Origin of the sequence: Aminipila butyrica, from assembly GCF_010669305.1 — a bacterium.
Taxonomy (GTDB): domain Bacteria; phylum Bacillota; class Clostridia; order Peptostreptococcales; family Anaerovoracaceae; genus Aminipila; species Aminipila butyrica.
The window spans coordinates 1,839,798-1,857,280 of the sequence record NZ_CP048649.1; the positions used below are offsets into that span (position 1 = coordinate 1,839,798).

Sequence of the window (17,483 nt, forward strand, 5' to 3'; positions counted from 1 at the left end):
CCGTTGTTTTCAATTTGGTACTCCGGCAATACGTCTTTCAGCGGTATTGCCTACATAATAAAATAAAAAAGGAGAAGGTAACATGAAATTATCACAAAAAGTACAGGACATGCAATTTTCGCCTATCAGAAAATTCAATGCGTATGCTATTGAAGCGAAGGCGAAGGGTAAAAAGGTTTACCATCTGAATATCGGGCAGCCCGATATCAAGACTCCAAAAGCCTTTATGGATGCCATCAAGGGCTTTGACTCAGAGGTCCTGGCCTATGCAGAATCCGGCGGGCTGGTGCAGCTGCAAGATGCTATCGCCAACTATTTTAAACGCTTTGATATGGATATCCAAAGACAAGACGTGCTGATTACCAATGGCGGATCCGAGGCTCTGAATATGATCTATACCTGCATTTTGGATTATGGCGACGAAGTGCTGGTGCCGGAACCGTTCTATACGAATTACCAAACCTTTATTTCAGCAGCGGGAGGCAAAATTGTTCCGATTACTACCCAAGCGGAAGAGGGTTACCAATACGCTTATGGGGATCGAATTGAAAAGGCTATCACGGAGAAGACCAAAGCTATTTCCCTGGTTAACCCTGGAAACCCTACTGGCACGATTCTCAGCAGAGAAGAGATGCGTGTCATCGCCGACGTGGCGAAGAAGCATGACCTGTGGATTATAGCTGACGAGGTATACCGAGAATTTGCCTACGATGGACGGGAAATGACGTCCTTTGGTCAGTTGGAAGATATAAAGGAGCGGGTAATTATTGTGGATTCCGTTTCGAAGCGGTTTTCTGCCTGCGGTGCCCGAATTGGCTGCATCGTGTCCAAGAACCAAGAACTCATGTCCAATGCACTGAAGCTGGCTCAGGGTCGGCTGTGCTGCCCAACGCTGGATATGATTGGAGCTACCGCCTTATATGAGCTGGAACCTTCTTATTTTAACGAGGTACGGGTGGAATATGAGGGCAGAAGAGATGCGGCTTACGAGGAAATCATGAAGATTCCTGGAGTGGTTTGCCACAAGCCAGGCGGTGCCTTCTACATTATGGTTAAACTGCCGGTAGAAAGTTCAGAGGACTTCCTAGTATGGCTACTGACAGAATTTGAGGACCAAGGCGAGACTGTTATGTATGCGCCAATTCAAGGATTTTACGGCACGGCAGGTCTGGGCCGGGATGAACTGCGAATTGCTTATGTATTAAATAAAGAGGACCTGGTTCGAGGAGTGGAGCTGATTCGTCTGGGTCTGGAAAAGTATAAAGCCTTAGGATATAAATAAATCCGCCTGAAAGAAAAAGGAGTATAGAGAATATATGCAATTAACACCAATGATGCAGCAATATATGGAAATTAAACAAAATCATCAGGACTGTATTTTGTTCTTTAGGCTCGGCGATTTTTATGAAATGTTTTTTGAGGATGCCATTACGGCTTCCCGAGAAATGGAAATAACCTTGACGGGCAAAAACTGCGGTCAAGAGGAAAGGGCTCCCATGTGCGGAGTCCCTTTTCATTCCGTAGACACGTATATCGCTAAGCTGGTGGATAAGGGGTATAAGGTTGCCATCTGTGAGCAAGTAGAGGATCCTGCCACGGCAAAAGGTATCGTCAAGCGTGAAGTCGTACAGATTGTTACGCCGGGGACCATCATCAGCCAAACCATGCTTAATGAGAAGGAAAATAATTACCTGGCCTCTATCTATTTGAGAGAGGAAGGGGCGGGCATTTCCTACTGTGATATTTCCACCGGAGAGCTGCATACTACCAGCATCGAAGGCAGCGATACCTTGGAGATTCTTTTAAATGAGCTGGTGAAAATAAAAGCCAAAGAAGTTATTATTAATCAATCGGCGGAAAACTTTGTTTCTCTTGAAGAGATGAAGAAGATAACGGATGCATATTTTAACCCACTTCCAGAAAGTTACCATAATATAATTACAGCAAATGATGCTATATTAAAACAATTTCAGACAAAATCCCTGACTGGACTTGGGCTGGATGGAGCTGAGACTGCCTGCTTATCCTTGGGGGCGCTTTTAAGCTACCTCTTTGAAACTAGAAAGCATAGCTTGAGCCACATCACCCAAGTGATGGTGTACGATATTGGTTCTCACATGTCTTTAGACAAGTCTACTATCCGCAATTTAGAGATTACGGAAACCCTCTACGAGAAACGGGTTCAAGGGTCGCTTTTGGGCATTTTAGACAAAACCCACACCGCCATGGGTTCCAGAAAGATGAAGCAGTGGCTCAGGGAACCGCTGAACAGCAGCGGGCCCATCAATCAGCGGCTTGATGCGGTGGAAGCCTTGGGAGATCAGATTATTCTACGCAATAACATTAAGGAGTGCTTGAAAAAGGTCTACGATTTGGAGCGGCTGGCCGGACGAATCGCCTGCGGCAACGCCAACGGAAAAGATTTAATTGCCTTAGGCAATTCCCTCTTTATTCTTCCGGAATTGAAAGCGGAATTAGCTTCGGTGGATAATCCCTTGCTGGCCAGTTTAAATCAGGAGATAAGCATCCAGCTGATGGAAGTCTATGAACTGATTGAACAAGCGGTGGTAGAAGAACCTCCTTTTACGATTAAAGAGGGCGGTATCATCAAAGCAGGATTTTCCAAAGAGTTAGATGACTTACGCTTTTCCATCAAGGATGGGCAAACTTGGATTGCAGAGCTGGAAGGAAAAGAGCGGGAACGGACCGGGATTAAGAATCTGAAAGTCCGCTTCAATAAGGTCTTTGGCTATTATATCGAGATAACCAAATCTAATTTAGATATGGCACCGGAGGACTATATTCGGAAGCAGACTCTGGTCAACTGTGAACGCTTTATTACCCCGGAGCTGAAAGAGATGGAAAGTTTGGTCCTTCATGCTGAATCTAAGATTAACCAGATGGAATATGAGATTTTCGCAGAGCTTCGAAGCAGTATTCAAGAATACATTGGCCTGATTCAGAAGGCTTCCGGTGCAATTTCTACTATTGATGTACTTACTTCATTTGCCCACGTGTCTGCCGCCTTAGGTTATGTAAAGCCGGAGGTTAACGACAGTGGCCTTTTGAATATTCGCAACGGTCGGCACCCGGTCATTGAAGAAATGATTCGTGATGGAATCTTTGTCTCTAACGATGTATATGTTAACGACAGCGATGCCAGTATGCTGCTGATTACCGGACCGAACATGGCCGGAAAATCGACTTACATGCGACAAACTGCCCTGATTGTTCTTATGGCTCAGGCTGGCTGTTTTGTCCCTTGTGAAAGTGCTGCCATCGGGGTAGTTGATCGAATTTATACCAGAATTGGTGCATCTGATAATCTGGCTCAGGGACAGAGTACCTTTTTCGTGGAGATGAGTGAGCTGGCTTATATTTTAAACACCGCAACGGATAAGAGTCTGATTATTCTGGACGAAATCGGCCGAGGTACCAGCACCTATGACGGTCTTTCTATCGCCTGGGCGGTAGTAGAATACCTGTGCAACGAAAAAAATAAGATTCGCACGCTATTTGCTACCCACTACCATGAATTGACAGCCCTGGAGGAATTGGTTCCCGGGGTGAAAAATCTCAATGTAGATGTAGCGGAAGAAAATGGAAACATCGTCTTTCTGCACAAAATTGTCTCTGGCAGCGCCAGCAAAAGCTATGGGATTCACGTGGCGAAGATTGCCGGGGTTCCGAAAATGGTTCTGGAAGCAGCAGAAAATAAGCTGACTGGACTAGAAGGAGGGCAAGACGGCAGTCCACATCTGCTGGATGCAGGCAAAGAGCGGAAAGAAAGCAGCAAGGCTTTAGAGGGTTCAGACAGGAATAAGGCATTAGGAGATGTGGAAGAAATAGCCGAATCTTTAGAGCAGCTATCTGAAAGTCATAAAAAACAGCCGATAAAAGAGGACAAGTCGCAAGGAGAGCAGCTGTCTCTGTTTAGTTTTGCACCAAACCCGGTGATTCAGCGGCTGAAGAGCATTGATTTGATGAAGCTGGCTCCTTGGGAAGCCTTAAAGATATTGGCAGAATTGCAGGAGGCTGCAAATGATTAGAATTCTTGATAAAAATGTAGCAGATAAGATTGCCGCAGGAGAAGTGGTGGATCGGCCTTTATCCATCGTCAAGGAATTGGTGGAAAACTCCATCGATGCGGGAGCCACCAATATTACGGTGGAAATGCGAAATGGAGGGAAGACGTACATTCGGGTAACGGACAATGGCAGCGGTATCCCAGAAGATCAGGCAGAGCTGGCATTTTTACGCCATGCCACCAGTAAAATTGTCACGGATGAGGATTTAAGCCACATTCTGACTCTGGGGTTTAGAGGAGAAGCCTTATCTAGTATTGCAGCGGTATCCCGAGTGGAATTGATTTCTAAAACGGCTGATTCTAAAACCGGTTTTTCTTTAAAGATTCACGGCGGGGAAGTCTTTGAGAAGGTTGCTACCGGCTGCCCAGAGGGAACCACAATCATTGTTTCTGATTTATTCTATAACACGCCTGCCAGATTAAAATTTATGAAGAGTGATTCTACGGAAAGTACGTTAATCATTGACTTTATTTCTCGAATTGCTTTGGCCTATGCCCATATTAAAATCCGCCTGATCAACAATGGTACCATCTTATTTTCCACCAACGGAAAAGGGGACAAGTACAATAACATCCTTACCGTGTACAGTAAAGCGGTAGGGGATGGCCTTCTGTACGTGTACAGTGAACGGGAGGATATGAGGCTGGAAGGGTATATTTCCAGGCCGGATGTGAGCAAAACCAACAAAAAGCAGCAGCTGTTCTACGTCAATGGGCGGGTCATCAACAACCGAATCATGGATTTAGCTGTGCAGGATGGTTATACTGAGCGGCTCTTTGAAGGACGCTATCCGGTGGCCTATTTGTTTTTTACCATCCAGCCGGAACTGGTAGATGTGAATATTCACCCAAACAAGAAAGAGGTTCGATTCCATCGAGATTTAGAGGTACGGAACTTTATCGCCCAGGCCATCAAGAGCGGTTTGCTGTCTCAGCAGGCTATTCCTCAGGTAAAAGGCGGTCAAGTGATGAAAGAAGGGGCAAGTGGGTTACTGAATCGCATTGCTGCGGCAGAGGCGAAAATACAGGGTGAGGTAAAATCTAGCCCTTCGTCTTCCCAGCTGATTTCGAGAGGAGAAAAGCCGCCCCTTCAAGGAAGTCTTGGGGCGGGAGGAAACGCCACGGGGGAAGAGAGCGCAACCCTTCAGCAAAAAATTCAGCAAGCGCAGGTAAATGACCAGGTAATCCAGGTTTTAAAAGAAAACAAACAGCAACTCCTGCAAAGTGAAAAGCAACAAGAACAAGTAGACATAAAAAATATATTGTCAACCTTGGCGCGAGAACAGGAAGAACAGAATTATGCTGTTGGGATTACCCCTCCTAGAGAAGCCTTGACCGAAAAGACACAAAAGGAGCAGAATGCAGCATTTTTTAGAGAACTGCAATTAACTGGAACCATTTTCAACACCTATATTACGGCGGTAGAAGGAGACTGTTTCTACTTAATAGACCAACATGCAGCTCATGAACGGATTTTCTATGAAAAACTGCTGGGGCAATACCGCCAAGAAGAAAAGCTTCGACAAGGTATTTTGACGCCTCTGGTGGTAGAGGTGCCTTATACCATTAAATCCGCTGAAAAGTCTTGGGTACATATTCTGCGGAGTATGGGTTTTGACATAGAGCCTTTCGGCTTAAAAGCTTATGTGGTGAAAGAAATCCCCGCCTTTATGGAGTTGTCCGAAGGAGAAAACTTGGTCAATTATTTCCTGGAAAATATAGAGGAAGATGTAGATATTAAAAATCAGGCCAAGGTGGATCGAATTATCATGCGGTCTTGCAAGTCGGCGGTTAAGGCCAATGATGTTCTTTCCCCGGCAGAATGCCGTCAGCTGATAGAGGATCTAGCCCTGTGCGAAAACCCGTATTCTTGTCCTCACGGCCGTCCGACCTTTATAAAAATGACAAAATACGAAATCGAAAAAATGTTTAAGCGGGTGTAAAATCTCCTTGCTGAAAAATATAGGTGAAATGGACAATGAAGAAAGAAATAATCATTATTGCAGGTCCCACTGCGGTGGGCAAGACTAAATATGCCATAGAAGCGGCTAAAGCTTTAGACGGAGAGGTTGTCTCTTCGGATTCCATGCAGCTCTATCAATTCATGGATATCGGCAGCGCCAAGCCCACCAAGGAGGAGCGAGCGCAGATTCGGCATTATCTGGTGGATGAAGTGGATCCCAGAGAGGCTTTTTCTGTAGCAGAATATCAACGGCGGGCCAAGGCAGCCATCCAGGATATCTTTTCTCGAGGAAAGACGCCAGTTGTATCTGGAGGCACCGGTCTCTATGTGAACTCTTTGATTTATGATATGGATTTTTCAGCACCCCCGGCTTCTCAGGAATACCGTCATCAGCTGGAGCAGCTGGCTTCCAGCCAGGGCAAGGAATATCTGCACCGGCTTCTGGAAGAAAAAGACCCTCAGGGGGCTGAGCGAATTCATCCCAACAATGTGAAAAAGGTCATTCGGGCTTTGGAAGTGGCGGAGCATGCAGGGACAGGTATCAAGTCCTTTGAACAGTCCTTTGTTCCCACTAAAGATTATACCTGCTGTCTTTTAGGCCTTTGCCGTCAGCGGGAAGAGTTGTATGGGCGCATCGACCAACGAGTCGACCTGCTTTTGGATATGGGGTTGGTAGAGGAAGTTCGCGGTTTGCTGTCCATGGGTCTAACGCCAGAGAATATTTCTATGAAGGGCATCGGCTACAAGGAAATCATGGGTTACCTCCAAGGGGAATACGACCTGGAGCAGGCCGTCTATCTAGTGAAGCGGAATACCCGGCATTACGCCAAAAGGCAGATGACTTGGTTTAAACGGTATGAGGACATGACTTGGTTCGACCTTTCTTCCTATGCAGATGACGAGCTGGCAATAAAGGAGATGATCATATGGCTGAGCAAAAACAGATAAAAATTCAGAATAAGATGGGAAAGCCCGAGAATATTCTCAAAAAAGAGCAGGATATATTTGACCAGTGCAAGGCACTGGAAGAGGAACTGCCAACCTTTATGAACGGATTTTTCGCTTATTTGCGGGGCAGCGTTCTGCCCATGACTCGGTTGGCCTATCTGACGGATATCAAGTTTTTTTGCAGTTATCTAATGGATTCTGGTATGTTCCAGGTGAAGGCTGTTCGGGGATTGTCAGCTCAAGACTTTGAAGCGATTCGGGCCAGAGATATTAACATATTTTTGGATTTTGCCAGACGATATGAAAAAGAACGGCAGGACAGCATCTACATCTATGAAAACACCAATCGTTCTTTGGCTAGAAAAAAGTCCTCTCTATCGGTGCTCTTTAAGTATCTGTTTCGGGACGAGATTCTCTCTAAAAACATTACAGATGGTCTGGACCCCATCCGGGTGCCAAAACCGGGGGAACGAGAGATCAAGGCACTTACTGACGAAGAAGTCCAGCTGATGCTGGGGACGGTTTCTGACGGCAGAGGTATGACAAAAAAACAGCTGGAATTTTGGAAAAAGACAAAAAAGCGCGATAAGGCCATTTTAGTTTTATTCATAACTTATGGGTTACGGTTATCGGAGCTTCAGCAGCTCAACGTAGACTCCTTCAACTTTGATCGAGGAGAGTTCAAGATTTACAGAAAACGGGGCAAAGAATCCATCATGCCCATCAACCAGTCCTGTCAGCTGGTTATTCAGGACTACTTAACTCAGGAACGAGCTTCAGACGAGAAACTAGACGAAGAGAATAGAGGGGCGCTATTTCTTTCCCTTCAAGGCCGGCGGATGACGGAGCGGCAGATTCGGGAGCTGGTGAAAAAATACACCGCCTATGCCCTGAAGACCTCTCAAAAAAGTGGCTATAGCCCGCACAAGCTTCGGGCTACGGCGGCCACCAGTCTAATTGGGCGAGGGGAGGACATTTACGACGTCCAGGTGCTGTTGGATCACGAAAATGTGACCACCACCCAGCTGTATGCAAAACATAAGGAGAATGTAAAGCGCGATTTGGTCAATAATATGGAATGGGAGCTGGAGCGCACAGGCAAACGATAATAAGCGATTCTGTTTACTATAAAAATATTATGAAATACACAGAGGAAGGGCTGAATTTTATATGCAAAAGAATACATATGACTTGTTGACAACGAAAATGGGCATTGCTCCGGCGGTGCTGAAATTGATAGATGAATCCGAAAAAAAAGTAGCACCTTTATATGAGGAACTGGACGATATCATGGCCTTTAATCAATATAAGGTGCTGGAAGCTTTTCAAAAAAATAAAATTAGCGATATGCACTTTAGCTGGAATACGGGCTACGGCTATGATGATCCTGGACGGGAAGCCATGGAAAAGGTTTACTGTGATATTTTTAAGACAGAGGCGTCATTGGTACGACCTTTGATTGTAAATGGGACCCATGCTCTGACGTTGACCTTGACCGGTATTTTACGGCCGGGAGATGAGCTGATTTATTGCACAGGTGCACCCTACGACACCTTGGAGGAGGTTATCGGCCTACGGGGAGAGGGAAAAGGATCTTTAAAAGAATTCGGCATTACCTATAAGCAGGTGGAACTTAATGCTCATGGCCGTATCGATTTGGAGGCTTTGGGACAGGCTATTAATGAACATACCCGCATTGTAACGGTTCAGCGGGCTACAGGCTATGGCTGGCGTCGTGCCATTACCATCCCTGAGATTGAAGAATGGGCTTCTTTCGTTCATGGAATCCGGCCAGACATTGTCTGCATGGTGGATAACTGCTACGGAGAATTTTTAGACACCAAAGAGCCGACAGAGGTAGGAGCGGATATTATAGCTGGTTCGCTGATTAAAAACCCTGGTGGTGGATTAGCTTTAGCAGGAGGTTATATAACGGGCAGAGCAAATTTGGTGGAAAATATCGCCTATCGAATGACGTCTCCAGGGATTGGCGGGGAATGCGGCCTCATGTTCGGTCAGACTAGAACCATGCTCCAAGGATTGTTTCTGGCACCTAAGACCGTGAATGGAGCGGTGAAAGGCGCTATTCTCTGTGCGCAGGCATTTGAGAGCTTGGGCTATGAAGTCTGCCCACGGCCAGAGGAAAAGCGCAGTGATATTATTGAAGCAGTAAAATTGAACACTCCGGAAGCCATGTGTGCCTTTGCAGAAGGCATCCAGTCGGCGGCACCCATTGATTCCCATGTAAAACCAGTGCCTTGGGCTATGCCAGGCTATGACAGTCAGGTCATTATGGCTGCCGGCGCTTTTGTTCAAGGGTCTTCCATCGAACTAAGCGCAGACGGGCCGCTGCGGGAACCCTATATCATTTATTTTCAGGGAGGGCTGACTTATGAACATTCAAAGTTCGGTGTAATCCAGGCCCTTCAAGCCCTTTATGAGAAGAATTTGCTGAAAAATCTATAAATCTATAGCAGGGGAGTGAGACTGTTGAAGGTTGTTACGGATAGAAAAGAACAGGCAAAAATTAGAATTAAACGGATTGTAACCCTTGCTAAGTTATTGCTGCTGCTGGCATTAGTGGTGGGGCTTTCGTTGTATATCGTGTTTTTTCAGCGGGAATTTATCAGTCAGTTTAACAGCCTGGAGAATGTCCGGATTTATTTGCAAAAATACCAGACGGCCAGTGTGTTGGCTTATATTGGCATACAGGTTTTACAGATTGTAATCTGCATCATTCCTGGACAGGCTATGCAATTTGCCGCCGGTTATGTCTATGCTTTCTGGTTTGGCTATTTGTATTCCATTATCGGAGCAGCGCTAGGTACGGTGATTACCTTTTATCTGGCCAGGTTCTTGGGACGAGATGCTCTCTACTTGATTTTCGATGAAAAAAAGGTATCTAAGTTTATTGATCGGCTAAACAGCAAACGCGCGTTTATTTTAGTATTTGTCATCTTTTTAATACCCGGCCTGCCAAAGGATCTTTTTACCTATGCTGCGGGGGTCTCGGAAATGAAGCTAAAGGTTTTTTTGATTATCAGCTTGGTTGGCAGGACTCCAGCCATGATGTCGTCTATCATGATTGGCAGTATGTTTAACAAAGGCAGTTATGTGGGCATCGTGATTCTGGCCTTGCTGATGACGGGGCTCTTTCTCTGGGGCGCGAAGAATCATGATAAGTTGACCAAACTCATGGATCAGTGGTATAAGAAGCTGATTCACCTGTGAGGCAGGGCTATATTCAGCAGATTATAATCATAAGAAGTCATTGGAGATAAGTTTAAATAGAAAAAATAATAAACTGATGGGAACCCGTCCAGTAATGGCCGGCGTTCTTTTTTTGTGCAGAAAATGTAGGGACTTTTTACATATATTGATTGGGGGTGAGAAAGTGGGGGGGAAGAGGAAGAAAATAAAATTACTTTGCTTTTATAATAAAAAGTAGAACAAATGTTTATAATAAAGATTGACAAAGAACATAAATTCGTATATTATGACTTTGTAAACATAAGTTCTTAAAATAGGAGGGGTTGTTATGAGGAGCAGGAAATATCGGATTAAATCCAAATTTAGATTTACTACAGCGATTGCTGTCACGTTTATTCTATTGGGTTTTATGACCAATACGGTTCTGGGGTTAAATGATGCCAGCAGCCTAACTAGATTGCAGCCACCCATAGAAGTTCAGATTGCACCGGGAGACTCCTTATGGGCCTTGGCTTCTGAATATGGACCGGATCATACAGATATCCGGGAAGTAATCAATGATATATGCAAGTTAAATCAAATCGCAGCAGAGCATCTTTATCCAGGTCAGATGATTCTTATTCCAGATTATAGCTGATTGATTTTTGAATTTGATTCTTGGATTTCAGCAGCTCGTTTCTTTAGCGGAACTTTCTTCATAGACTTAGAAGCGCAGGCATGGGCACATCGACCACAACGAATACATTCTAAATCATTGAGTCCTTGAGCGGGATTCACAGTCATTTTGCAGACAGCCTGACAGGCTCCGCAGTTTGTGCACCCATCTCCACAGGTTTTATATTTAATAAGTGAGACTGGATTGAACAAAGAGTAGATTGCACCGAGAGGGCAGATGTATTTGCAGAAGGGGCGATATATTACCAGACAAGCGACTATGGTTAGAACCAACAGCAGGTTCTTCCAGGCGTAAAGCCATCCTACGGTCTCTTGTAAACCTTTGTTCGTTAAAACTAAAGGCCAACCGCCTTCTAACGTTCCGGCTGGGCAAATAAGCTTACAGAAATAAGGCGCACCCTGGCCAATGATATCTACTACAAACAATGGCATGAGGATGACGAAAATGACTAAGACCACATATTTCACATATCTTAGCTGTCGGTCGCCTCTAAAAGTCCGTACTTTTTTGAAAAAAGGAATCTTATATAACAACTCCTGAAAAAGGCCGAAAGGACACAGCCAACCACAGGCAAAACGCCCCATAAAGGCACCTACAGCGATTAGAAATCCCACTACATAAAAAGAAAACTTAAATTCGTAGCTGCCGATGACGGCCTGCAGTGCTCCAATGGGGCAGGAGCCTATGGCTCCCGGGCAGGAATAGCAATTCAGCCCGGGAACGCAAACATTTTTTAATTTGCCTTGGTAAATCTTTCCCTGAACAAAGCCGATGAGAAAGCTATTGGTAATCAGTGCCCATAGCACCTGAACTTTAAATCTAAAAAAATCATTATTTTTTCTTTTTTTATCCAATGCCTATACACTCCAAACATATGTTAATAGCTTTTTCAAACAAAACAGCCGTTTCTCCACGAAAAATTCCAAAGCCCATAAAGCAAAGGCCCATCAGTATAAGGAATACAGAAAAAAAAGTATGTTGTTTTCTTTTTAACATAATATTAAAATCCTTTCTGTGCACAAACGTTCTTATAGAATGGGCTTTTTCCTAACTTCTAGTACCGTCTGCGCAGCTGTCAGCTACCTAAGTTTTTCTGTTCCGTTTCGATAACCTTCAGCCATTCGCTTTTGTTCCGCGACCCTAGATAGGTTTCTCCTACGATATTGCCATCTTTATCAACAAAGAACGTCTGAGGAACAGAGCTTATATCCTTTAAAAGGCCGGTCCGAAGTACATCGTCTGGTAGCAGTACCATGTATTCTGCTTTTGTGGATTCAATGATCTTATTTAATTTGTCCATTTTGCTGGAATCGATTTTTCCATCTTCATTAACATCTAGCACGATACCAATAACATTCACTTTTTTATCGGCCATTTCCTTGTATACTTCATTTAATTCCGGAATTTCCTCGATACAAGGGGAGCACCAGGTAGTGAAAACATTAACTAAAGTTAAATCATAGTTGCTAAAGATGTCCTTCGTTACTGTATTTCCAGCCAAGTCCTGGGCTTTGAAGTCACCTACGGAGGTGGCAGTTTTAGACGCTACAGGCTGTATAGTATCTTGAACGCCCAGCGTGTTTGTGCCGCCATCTTTTTCTTTGTCCAGCTGCATATCGGTAGCAGGCTGGGAACACCCACTGAGCATAGACAAAGTCAATAGTGCGGCCAATCCTAATAAAAATAATCGTTTCATGTGTTCATTCTCCTTCAAATCATTTCAAATCGTTTTGGTTTGATTTATTTTGTCTGTTCATATATAACACATATGAGTACAAAGGGCTGTAAGGCTGACTAGTCGCCATGCGTATTAGACTTAGTATAAATATATATGAACATTGTACTAAATTGGACCTTCATATGAAAGGTTTTGTTGTTAGTATTTGATAAAAATAAGGATTTAAAGGTTTTTTAATAAAATAAAAATAGTAATATCTGACACCGGAGAGAAGCTTGAAAAGAAGGTCGTTATATATTTATTGCTACAAAGAAAAATGATATGAATTTAATTATTGTTTAAATATCACATTGACATTTATCAATATGGTGCATATAATGTGTGTACGATACATTGATGATTATCTATGTATATTGAAAACTAGATAGAACTAAAGTGTTACCTGGTGATTTTTAAGTATGTATTGAAGGAATAACTTATTAAAATCAGTTGACATTGTTAAGCGTATTAAAAGATTATTTTGGAGGTAGATTCTTGGCGATTGATTACAAAAGATATGCATTAATGATGAAAGCATTGGGGGATGAAACAAGATTGAAAATCTTTTATATGCTTACAAAAGGCGAACTGTGTGCTTGTAATGTTCTTGAAGAATTTAATATTACCCAGCCGACATTATCCTATCATATGAAAATCCTCTGTGATTGTGGATTGGTCAACGGAAGACGCGATGGAATATGGATGAAATACACTATTAATAAAGAAGCTTATTATTATTTAAAAGACTTTATAGATAATGTAAATCCATCTAACTTTGATATTTGCTCTAATTGTTAAATTTGAAAAGAATGTCAGAGAATTAAAAGAAAAGATGATAAAAAAGGAGATAGAATTATGAAAAAGATGATTATTTTTGATCCTGCTATGTGCTGTTCCACCGGGGTTTGTGGCCCAAGTGTTAATCCAGAATTACTTCGAGTAGCAACTACTTTAAATAAACTAAATAATAAAGGGATTATCGTTGATCGATATAATTTAGCAAGTAGCCCTCAGGCATTTGTAGATAATAGCACAATAAATACCTTAATAAATAGTGAAGGTATAGATATACTTCCAGTGACAATTTTAGATAATGAAGTAGTTAAAATTAAAGAATATCCTTCAAATAACGAATTTTGTGAAATGCTAGAACTTCCATTAGATACACTAAAGTCTACCGTAAAGGCTAAACCAGGCTGTGGATGTAAGGGAGGATGCTGTCAATGATCTTTGATCCTAACAAAATAAATTTAACTAAATATTTATTTTTTACTGGAAAAGGTGGAGTAGGGAAGACCTCTACAGCTTGTGCGACGGCTATCGCTTTAGCAGATCAGGGAAAACGTATCATGCTAGTGAGTACAGATCCAGCCTCAAATCTGCAAGATGTTTTTAATACTGAGTTAAACAATAAAGGGGTTCCGATAAAAGGAGTTCGCAATCTAGTAGTTGCAAACTTTAACCCTGAAGATGCAGCTAATGAATATAAGGAAAGCGTTATAGGCCCTTTTAGAGGTAAGCTCCCCGAGGTGGTTATAAAGAATATGGAGGAACAACTTTCTGGTTCTTGTACGGTCGAAATAGCAGCCTTTAACGAATTCTCAACTTTTATTACTGATGAAAAGGTAAAACGCGATTTCGATCACGTTATATTTGATACAGCACCGACGGGCCATACGCTTCGAATGCTACAACTCCCTTCCGCTTGGAGTAGCTTTATTAGTAAAAGTACTCATGGAGCATCTTGTTTAGGTCAATTGGCAGGGCTTGAAGAGAAAAAGGAAGTCTATAAAAATGCTGTTAAAATACTTGGTGATAAGAACTTGACTACGTTAATATTAGTTTCAAGGCCAGAGAATGCCCCGTTAAAAGAAGCTGAGAGAGCTTCGAAAGAATTACAGGATATTGGAGTTCACAACCAAATTCTCGTTATTAATGGGATGCTTAAAGAAGCTAACGATAGCTTATCTCAAGATATATTTCATAAACAACAAAGAGCGCTACAAGATATACCAGAACATTTAAGAGACTTAACTTCTTTTGAGATTCCCTTAAGACCTTATAACGTAACAGGGCTTGAAAATGTAAGAGCATTTTTTAAGGAAGACAATATTAAATGCAGTAGTGAAAAATTGCAAGTTAATGAAATACCTATGCTAAAAACAGTTGTAGAAGATTTATATACATCTAAAAAAAAGGTTATTTTTACAATGGGTAAGGGCGGTGTTGGCAAAACAACAATAGCCGCGGCTATTGCTTTAGGATTAGCAAATAAAGGGGTGAAAGTACATCTTACCACTACTGACCCCGCAGATCATTTAAAACTTGTTTTGGATGAAAGCTATGGCATTACTTTAAGTAACATAGATGAGAAAAAGGAACTAGATAAGTATAAAGAAGAAGTTTTATCAAAAGCAAGAGAAATGATGAGTGAAGAAGATCTTGAATATGTGGAAGAAGATCTGAGATCTCCTTGTACACAAGAAATTGCTGTTTTTAGAGCTTTTGCAGAAATCGTTGAGAAGTCAGAAAATGAAATTGTTGTTATAGATACCGCACCAACAGGGCATACGCTATTATTATTAGATTCTACAGAAAGTTATAATAGAGAGATACAGCGAGCCCAGGGAGATATACCGGAATCGATTAAAAAGCTTCTGCCAAAGCTCAGAAATGAGCGGGAGACAGAGGTAGTCATTGTAACCTTGGCAGAAACGACACCAGTTTATGAAGCTAAACGGCTAGATGAGGACTTAGAACGTGCTGGAATAAAGAGTAAGTGGTGGGTTATTAATGCAAGTTTATTTGCCACAGATACTACGAATGAGATTCTAAAAGCCAAAGCAAGTCATGAAATAACCTGGATAAATAAAGTTAGTGAAATTTCTAACGGCAGTTTTGCAGTTGTTTCGTGGAAAAGTGAAGAAATTAAAGATGAGAAGCTTTTAGCTTTATTAAAATAGAAAAGATGGTCTTTGAAAATACCCCTTATTAAAGAATTTCAGTTGACAGAACCTATGAGCATAAGTTTAAATAACGGTTGTTTGTCTATTAACTCCACACAACTATTCCTAAAATTAATATTTTAGGAATAGTTGTGTGGCGCAATTTGGGTTTATATTAGTACTTTTATAAATTATCATTAATTTCTATACTTCACTCGTACTCGCCCTTTACATATTGTACACGAATTCCTATTACGCAAATAATCTTTTATGCGCCTATTAATCGGGTATATATAAGTTTTATTACATATAGGACAAATCCACCAAGCTCTTTTTTTAGATGCTGGCAATTCATACCTTGGATTCATGCGTAAAGTGTTATTCTGAAACTTCCATTCTCTATCTATAAGTTCTGTATATAATGCTTTTAATGATGTTTTTTCCGGTATCGCAATCTTTCCACTATAGTATGGACAGGAAGCTTGTTTATGAAATCTTGCAAATGGACTTGCAATAAAGATATCTCCACAGTCTTCGCATTTCCAACTGATAGTAGCCTGCATCTCTACAGATAAATAGTCCTTATCATAAATAGCTTCTTTATACAGCTTCTCTGAATATTGCATGTCAAATCTGCTATTATTGAAACCTACACTAAACATCAAATCCCAATTTAGCTTTTTGTATTTTTAATCCAAATCATATTCATAAATTGGATTTATAAGTTTTAATATTGATACAATAGCATTATTATACCCTGACATTTTTTCTATCTCTTTTTCATCTGAAATTTCTTCCTTTTCAAACTGTATTCCGATTTTTTTAACTACTTCAAGGTATTTGCTTACAAATTCATCTTCACCCATTATTTTAATATCTACTAACATTTCGTTATAAGCTAACCGTTCACCCTCATCATTTTTTTTAGATTCTATTTTATCAAATATACTGTTGGTAATTGTAAATTGTATTTTTCTCTCAATGATATCTGCTATGCTGAACTGGATTATTTTTTTATCATTTAACATAAATGTACTTCTCTCCTTTATTCAAATTTATTTTAATATCCTTTCGCTAAATTAAATACAGATGAAAACTGATTCCCTTCTGCATTTAAACATAATGGGAAGTTTACAAATACGTATTCTCACATTACTGAAGATCAACGACTTAACTATTTCAATAACCTTTTAATAGCCTAAATGGCTTATATATAGGTGAAATAGTCTGTACTAATTATTCCCTTATTAATTTCTAATGAGATTACATCTTCATATTCGGCTTTCTTTTGAAAATCAAAATTTGATACCAAAGTTCCCAAATCTAAACCTGTAAGTTTTCTAAGATAGACTATGTTTGTTCCCTTATTTAACATATTTAAAATTGCTGTTATTTTATAACTTTCAGGTGGATATATGTATTTATCTTTCTTGCCCCCAGGCTTTTGCTTTAACATTTCGTTTATACCAAGCTCGGCATATGTTTTAAGAAACGATGAACTTACCATAGAAGCAACTATATTTTTCCTCTCTTTTACTACATCATATAAAAAATGAAACAACTTATCATTTTCTGAATATATCTTACTATATTCTTTTTCTGCAAAATCAATAGTTTCTATTATTTCATTTCTAAGGCTATTAGGTACTTTAATAGTTATTCCATTATACTCTATGTTTCTAGTAACACCATCTTTGATATTGTACACCTGAAGTTCGAGCATCTCATTTGGCTTTAATACTTATTTGTTGGAACTTCTTATAATTGCTACAACCTCTTTGTCCGTCATAAACATTAGGTGAATCTTTAACAGTAGTAAGTTTAATATCAACGTGCTAATTAATGAATTATGGATGGCTTTATTCTTTAATTAAAAGCGCTTATTTCGTTTCCATTCATTAATTGTCCATATAATACCGAATACTAAGAAGATAAAA

17 protein-coding genes are annotated in these 17,483 nt (G+C 41.1%); 11 read left to right on the forward strand and 6 right to left on the reverse strand.

The window, feature by feature from the left end; genetic code table 11:
• Window positions 1-82: 82 nt before the first annotated feature.
• From Ami103574_RS08740 to Ami103574_RS08775, 8 genes are all read left to right on the forward strand, one after another.
• Window positions 83-1,282 (forward strand): pyridoxal phosphate-dependent aminotransferase, encoded by a 1,200-nt coding sequence (locus Ami103574_RS08740; RefSeq protein WP_163066653.1) that lies wholly within the window; start codon window positions 83-85, stop codon window positions 1,280-1,282.
• A 34-nt stretch (window positions 1,283-1,316) separates the two neighbouring features.
• Window positions 1,317-4,049, forward strand: coding sequence for a DNA mismatch repair protein MutS (gene mutS / locus Ami103574_RS08745; RefSeq protein ID WP_163066655.1), 2,733 nt, complete (start codon window positions 1,317-1,319; stop codon window positions 4,047-4,049).
• Entirely contained in the window at window positions 4,042-6,030 is a 1,989-nt protein-coding gene (gene mutL, locus Ami103574_RS08750) for a DNA mismatch repair endonuclease MutL (RefSeq protein ID WP_163066657.1), read from the forward strand. Before mutS ends, mutL begins: the two co-directional genes overlap by 8 nt.
• A 35-nt stretch (window positions 6,031-6,065) precedes the next feature.
• Window positions 6,066-6,998: a tRNA (adenosine(37)-N6)-dimethylallyltransferase MiaA gene (gene miaA / locus Ami103574_RS08755; RefSeq protein ID WP_246213117.1), complete on the forward strand. Its 933-nt coding sequence runs from the start codon at window positions 6,066-6,068 to the stop codon at window positions 6,996-6,998.
• Complete coding sequence (locus tag Ami103574_RS08760) at window positions 6,977-8,107, forward strand: tyrosine-type recombinase/integrase (protein ID WP_163066660.1); 1,131 nt, start codon at window positions 6,977-6,979, stop codon at window positions 8,105-8,107. The genes miaA and Ami103574_RS08760 overlap by 22 nt, the downstream gene beginning before the upstream one ends.
• 61 nt (window positions 8,108-8,168) lie before the next feature.
• Window positions 8,169-9,464 (forward strand): methionine gamma-lyase family protein, encoded by a 1,296-nt coding sequence (locus Ami103574_RS08765; protein ID WP_163066661.1) that lies wholly within the window; start codon window positions 8,169-8,171, stop codon window positions 9,462-9,464.
• A gap of 24 nt (window positions 9,465-9,488) precedes the next feature.
• A complete protein-coding gene (locus Ami103574_RS08770; protein WP_163066662.1) occupies window positions 9,489-10,229 on the forward strand; it encodes a TVP38/TMEM64 family protein in 741 nt (246 codons plus the stop codon).
• A 307-nt stretch (window positions 10,230-10,536) separates the two neighbouring features.
• A complete protein-coding gene (locus Ami103574_RS08775; RefSeq protein WP_163066663.1) occupies window positions 10,537-10,845 on the forward strand; it encodes a LysM peptidoglycan-binding domain-containing protein in 309 nt (102 codons plus the stop codon).
• Here the strand turns inward: Ami103574_RS08775 and Ami103574_RS08780 are convergent.
• From Ami103574_RS08780 to Ami103574_RS08785, 3 genes are all read right to left on the reverse strand, one after another.
• A complete protein-coding gene (locus Ami103574_RS08780; RefSeq protein WP_163066664.1) occupies window positions 10,836-11,738 on the reverse strand; it encodes a 4Fe-4S binding protein in 903 nt (300 codons plus the stop codon). The two genes, Ami103574_RS08775 and Ami103574_RS08780, sit on opposite strands and share 10 nt — an antisense overlap.
• Window positions 11,731-11,880: a CD1871A family CXXC motif-containing protein gene (locus Ami103574_RS16095; protein WP_408609080.1), complete on the reverse strand. Its 150-nt coding sequence runs from the start codon at window positions 11,878-11,880 to the stop codon at window positions 11,731-11,733. Before Ami103574_RS16095 ends, Ami103574_RS08780 begins: the two co-directional genes overlap by 8 nt.
• A 79-nt stretch (window positions 11,881-11,959) precedes the next feature.
• The gene (locus tag Ami103574_RS08785; protein ID WP_163066665.1) at window positions 11,960-12,580 is read right to left on the reverse strand and encodes a TlpA family protein disulfide reductase; all 621 of its coding nucleotides are present in this window, start codon (window positions 12,578-12,580) and stop codon (window positions 11,960-11,962) included.
• A gap of 516 nt (window positions 12,581-13,096) precedes the next feature.
• Between Ami103574_RS08785 and Ami103574_RS08790 the strand changes: the two genes are divergently transcribed.
• Genes Ami103574_RS08790 through arsA form a run of 3 tightly spaced genes read left to right on the forward strand, consistent with a single transcriptional unit; the run spans window position 13,097 to window position 15,564 of the window.
• Entirely contained in the window at window positions 13,097-13,399 is a 303-nt protein-coding gene (locus tag Ami103574_RS08790) for an ArsR/SmtB family transcription factor (RefSeq protein ID WP_163066666.1), read from the forward strand.
• A gap of 57 nt (window positions 13,400-13,456) precedes the next feature.
• On the forward strand, window positions 13,457-13,828 hold the full coding sequence (arsD, locus tag Ami103574_RS08795) for an arsenite efflux transporter metallochaperone ArsD (RefSeq protein ID WP_163066667.1): 372 nt from the start codon (window positions 13,457-13,459) through the stop codon (window positions 13,826-13,828).
• Entirely contained in the window at window positions 13,825-15,564 is a 1,740-nt protein-coding gene (arsA, locus tag Ami103574_RS08800; RefSeq protein ID WP_163066668.1) for an arsenical pump-driving ATPase, read from the forward strand. The genes arsD and arsA overlap by 4 nt, the downstream gene beginning before the upstream one ends.
• 179 nt (window positions 15,565-15,743) lie before the next feature.
• Here the strand turns inward: arsA and Ami103574_RS08805 are convergent, their stop codons facing one another.
• The 3 genes from Ami103574_RS08805 to Ami103574_RS08815 all read right to left on the reverse strand — a co-directional run bounded on the left by Ami103574_RS08805 (window position 15,744) and on the right by Ami103574_RS08815 (window position 17,254).
• Window positions 15,744-16,172 carry a zinc-ribbon domain-containing protein gene (locus Ami103574_RS08805; RefSeq protein WP_163066669.1) on the reverse strand — a complete coding sequence of 143 codons (429 nt, stop codon included), beginning with the start codon at window positions 16,170-16,172 and terminating at the stop codon, window positions 15,744-15,746.
• Window positions 16,173-16,235: 63 nt separating this feature from the next.
• Window positions 16,236-16,574 carry a hypothetical protein gene (locus Ami103574_RS08810; protein ID WP_163066670.1) on the reverse strand — a complete coding sequence of 113 codons (339 nt, stop codon included), beginning with the start codon at window positions 16,572-16,574 and terminating at the stop codon, window positions 16,236-16,238.
• A gap of 179 nt (window positions 16,575-16,753) precedes the next feature.
• The gene (locus Ami103574_RS08815) at window positions 16,754-17,254 is read right to left on the reverse strand and encodes a hypothetical protein (protein ID WP_163066671.1); all 501 of its coding nucleotides are present in this window, start codon (window positions 17,252-17,254) and stop codon (window positions 16,754-16,756) included.
• Between the last annotated feature and the right edge of the window lie 229 nt (window positions 17,255-17,483).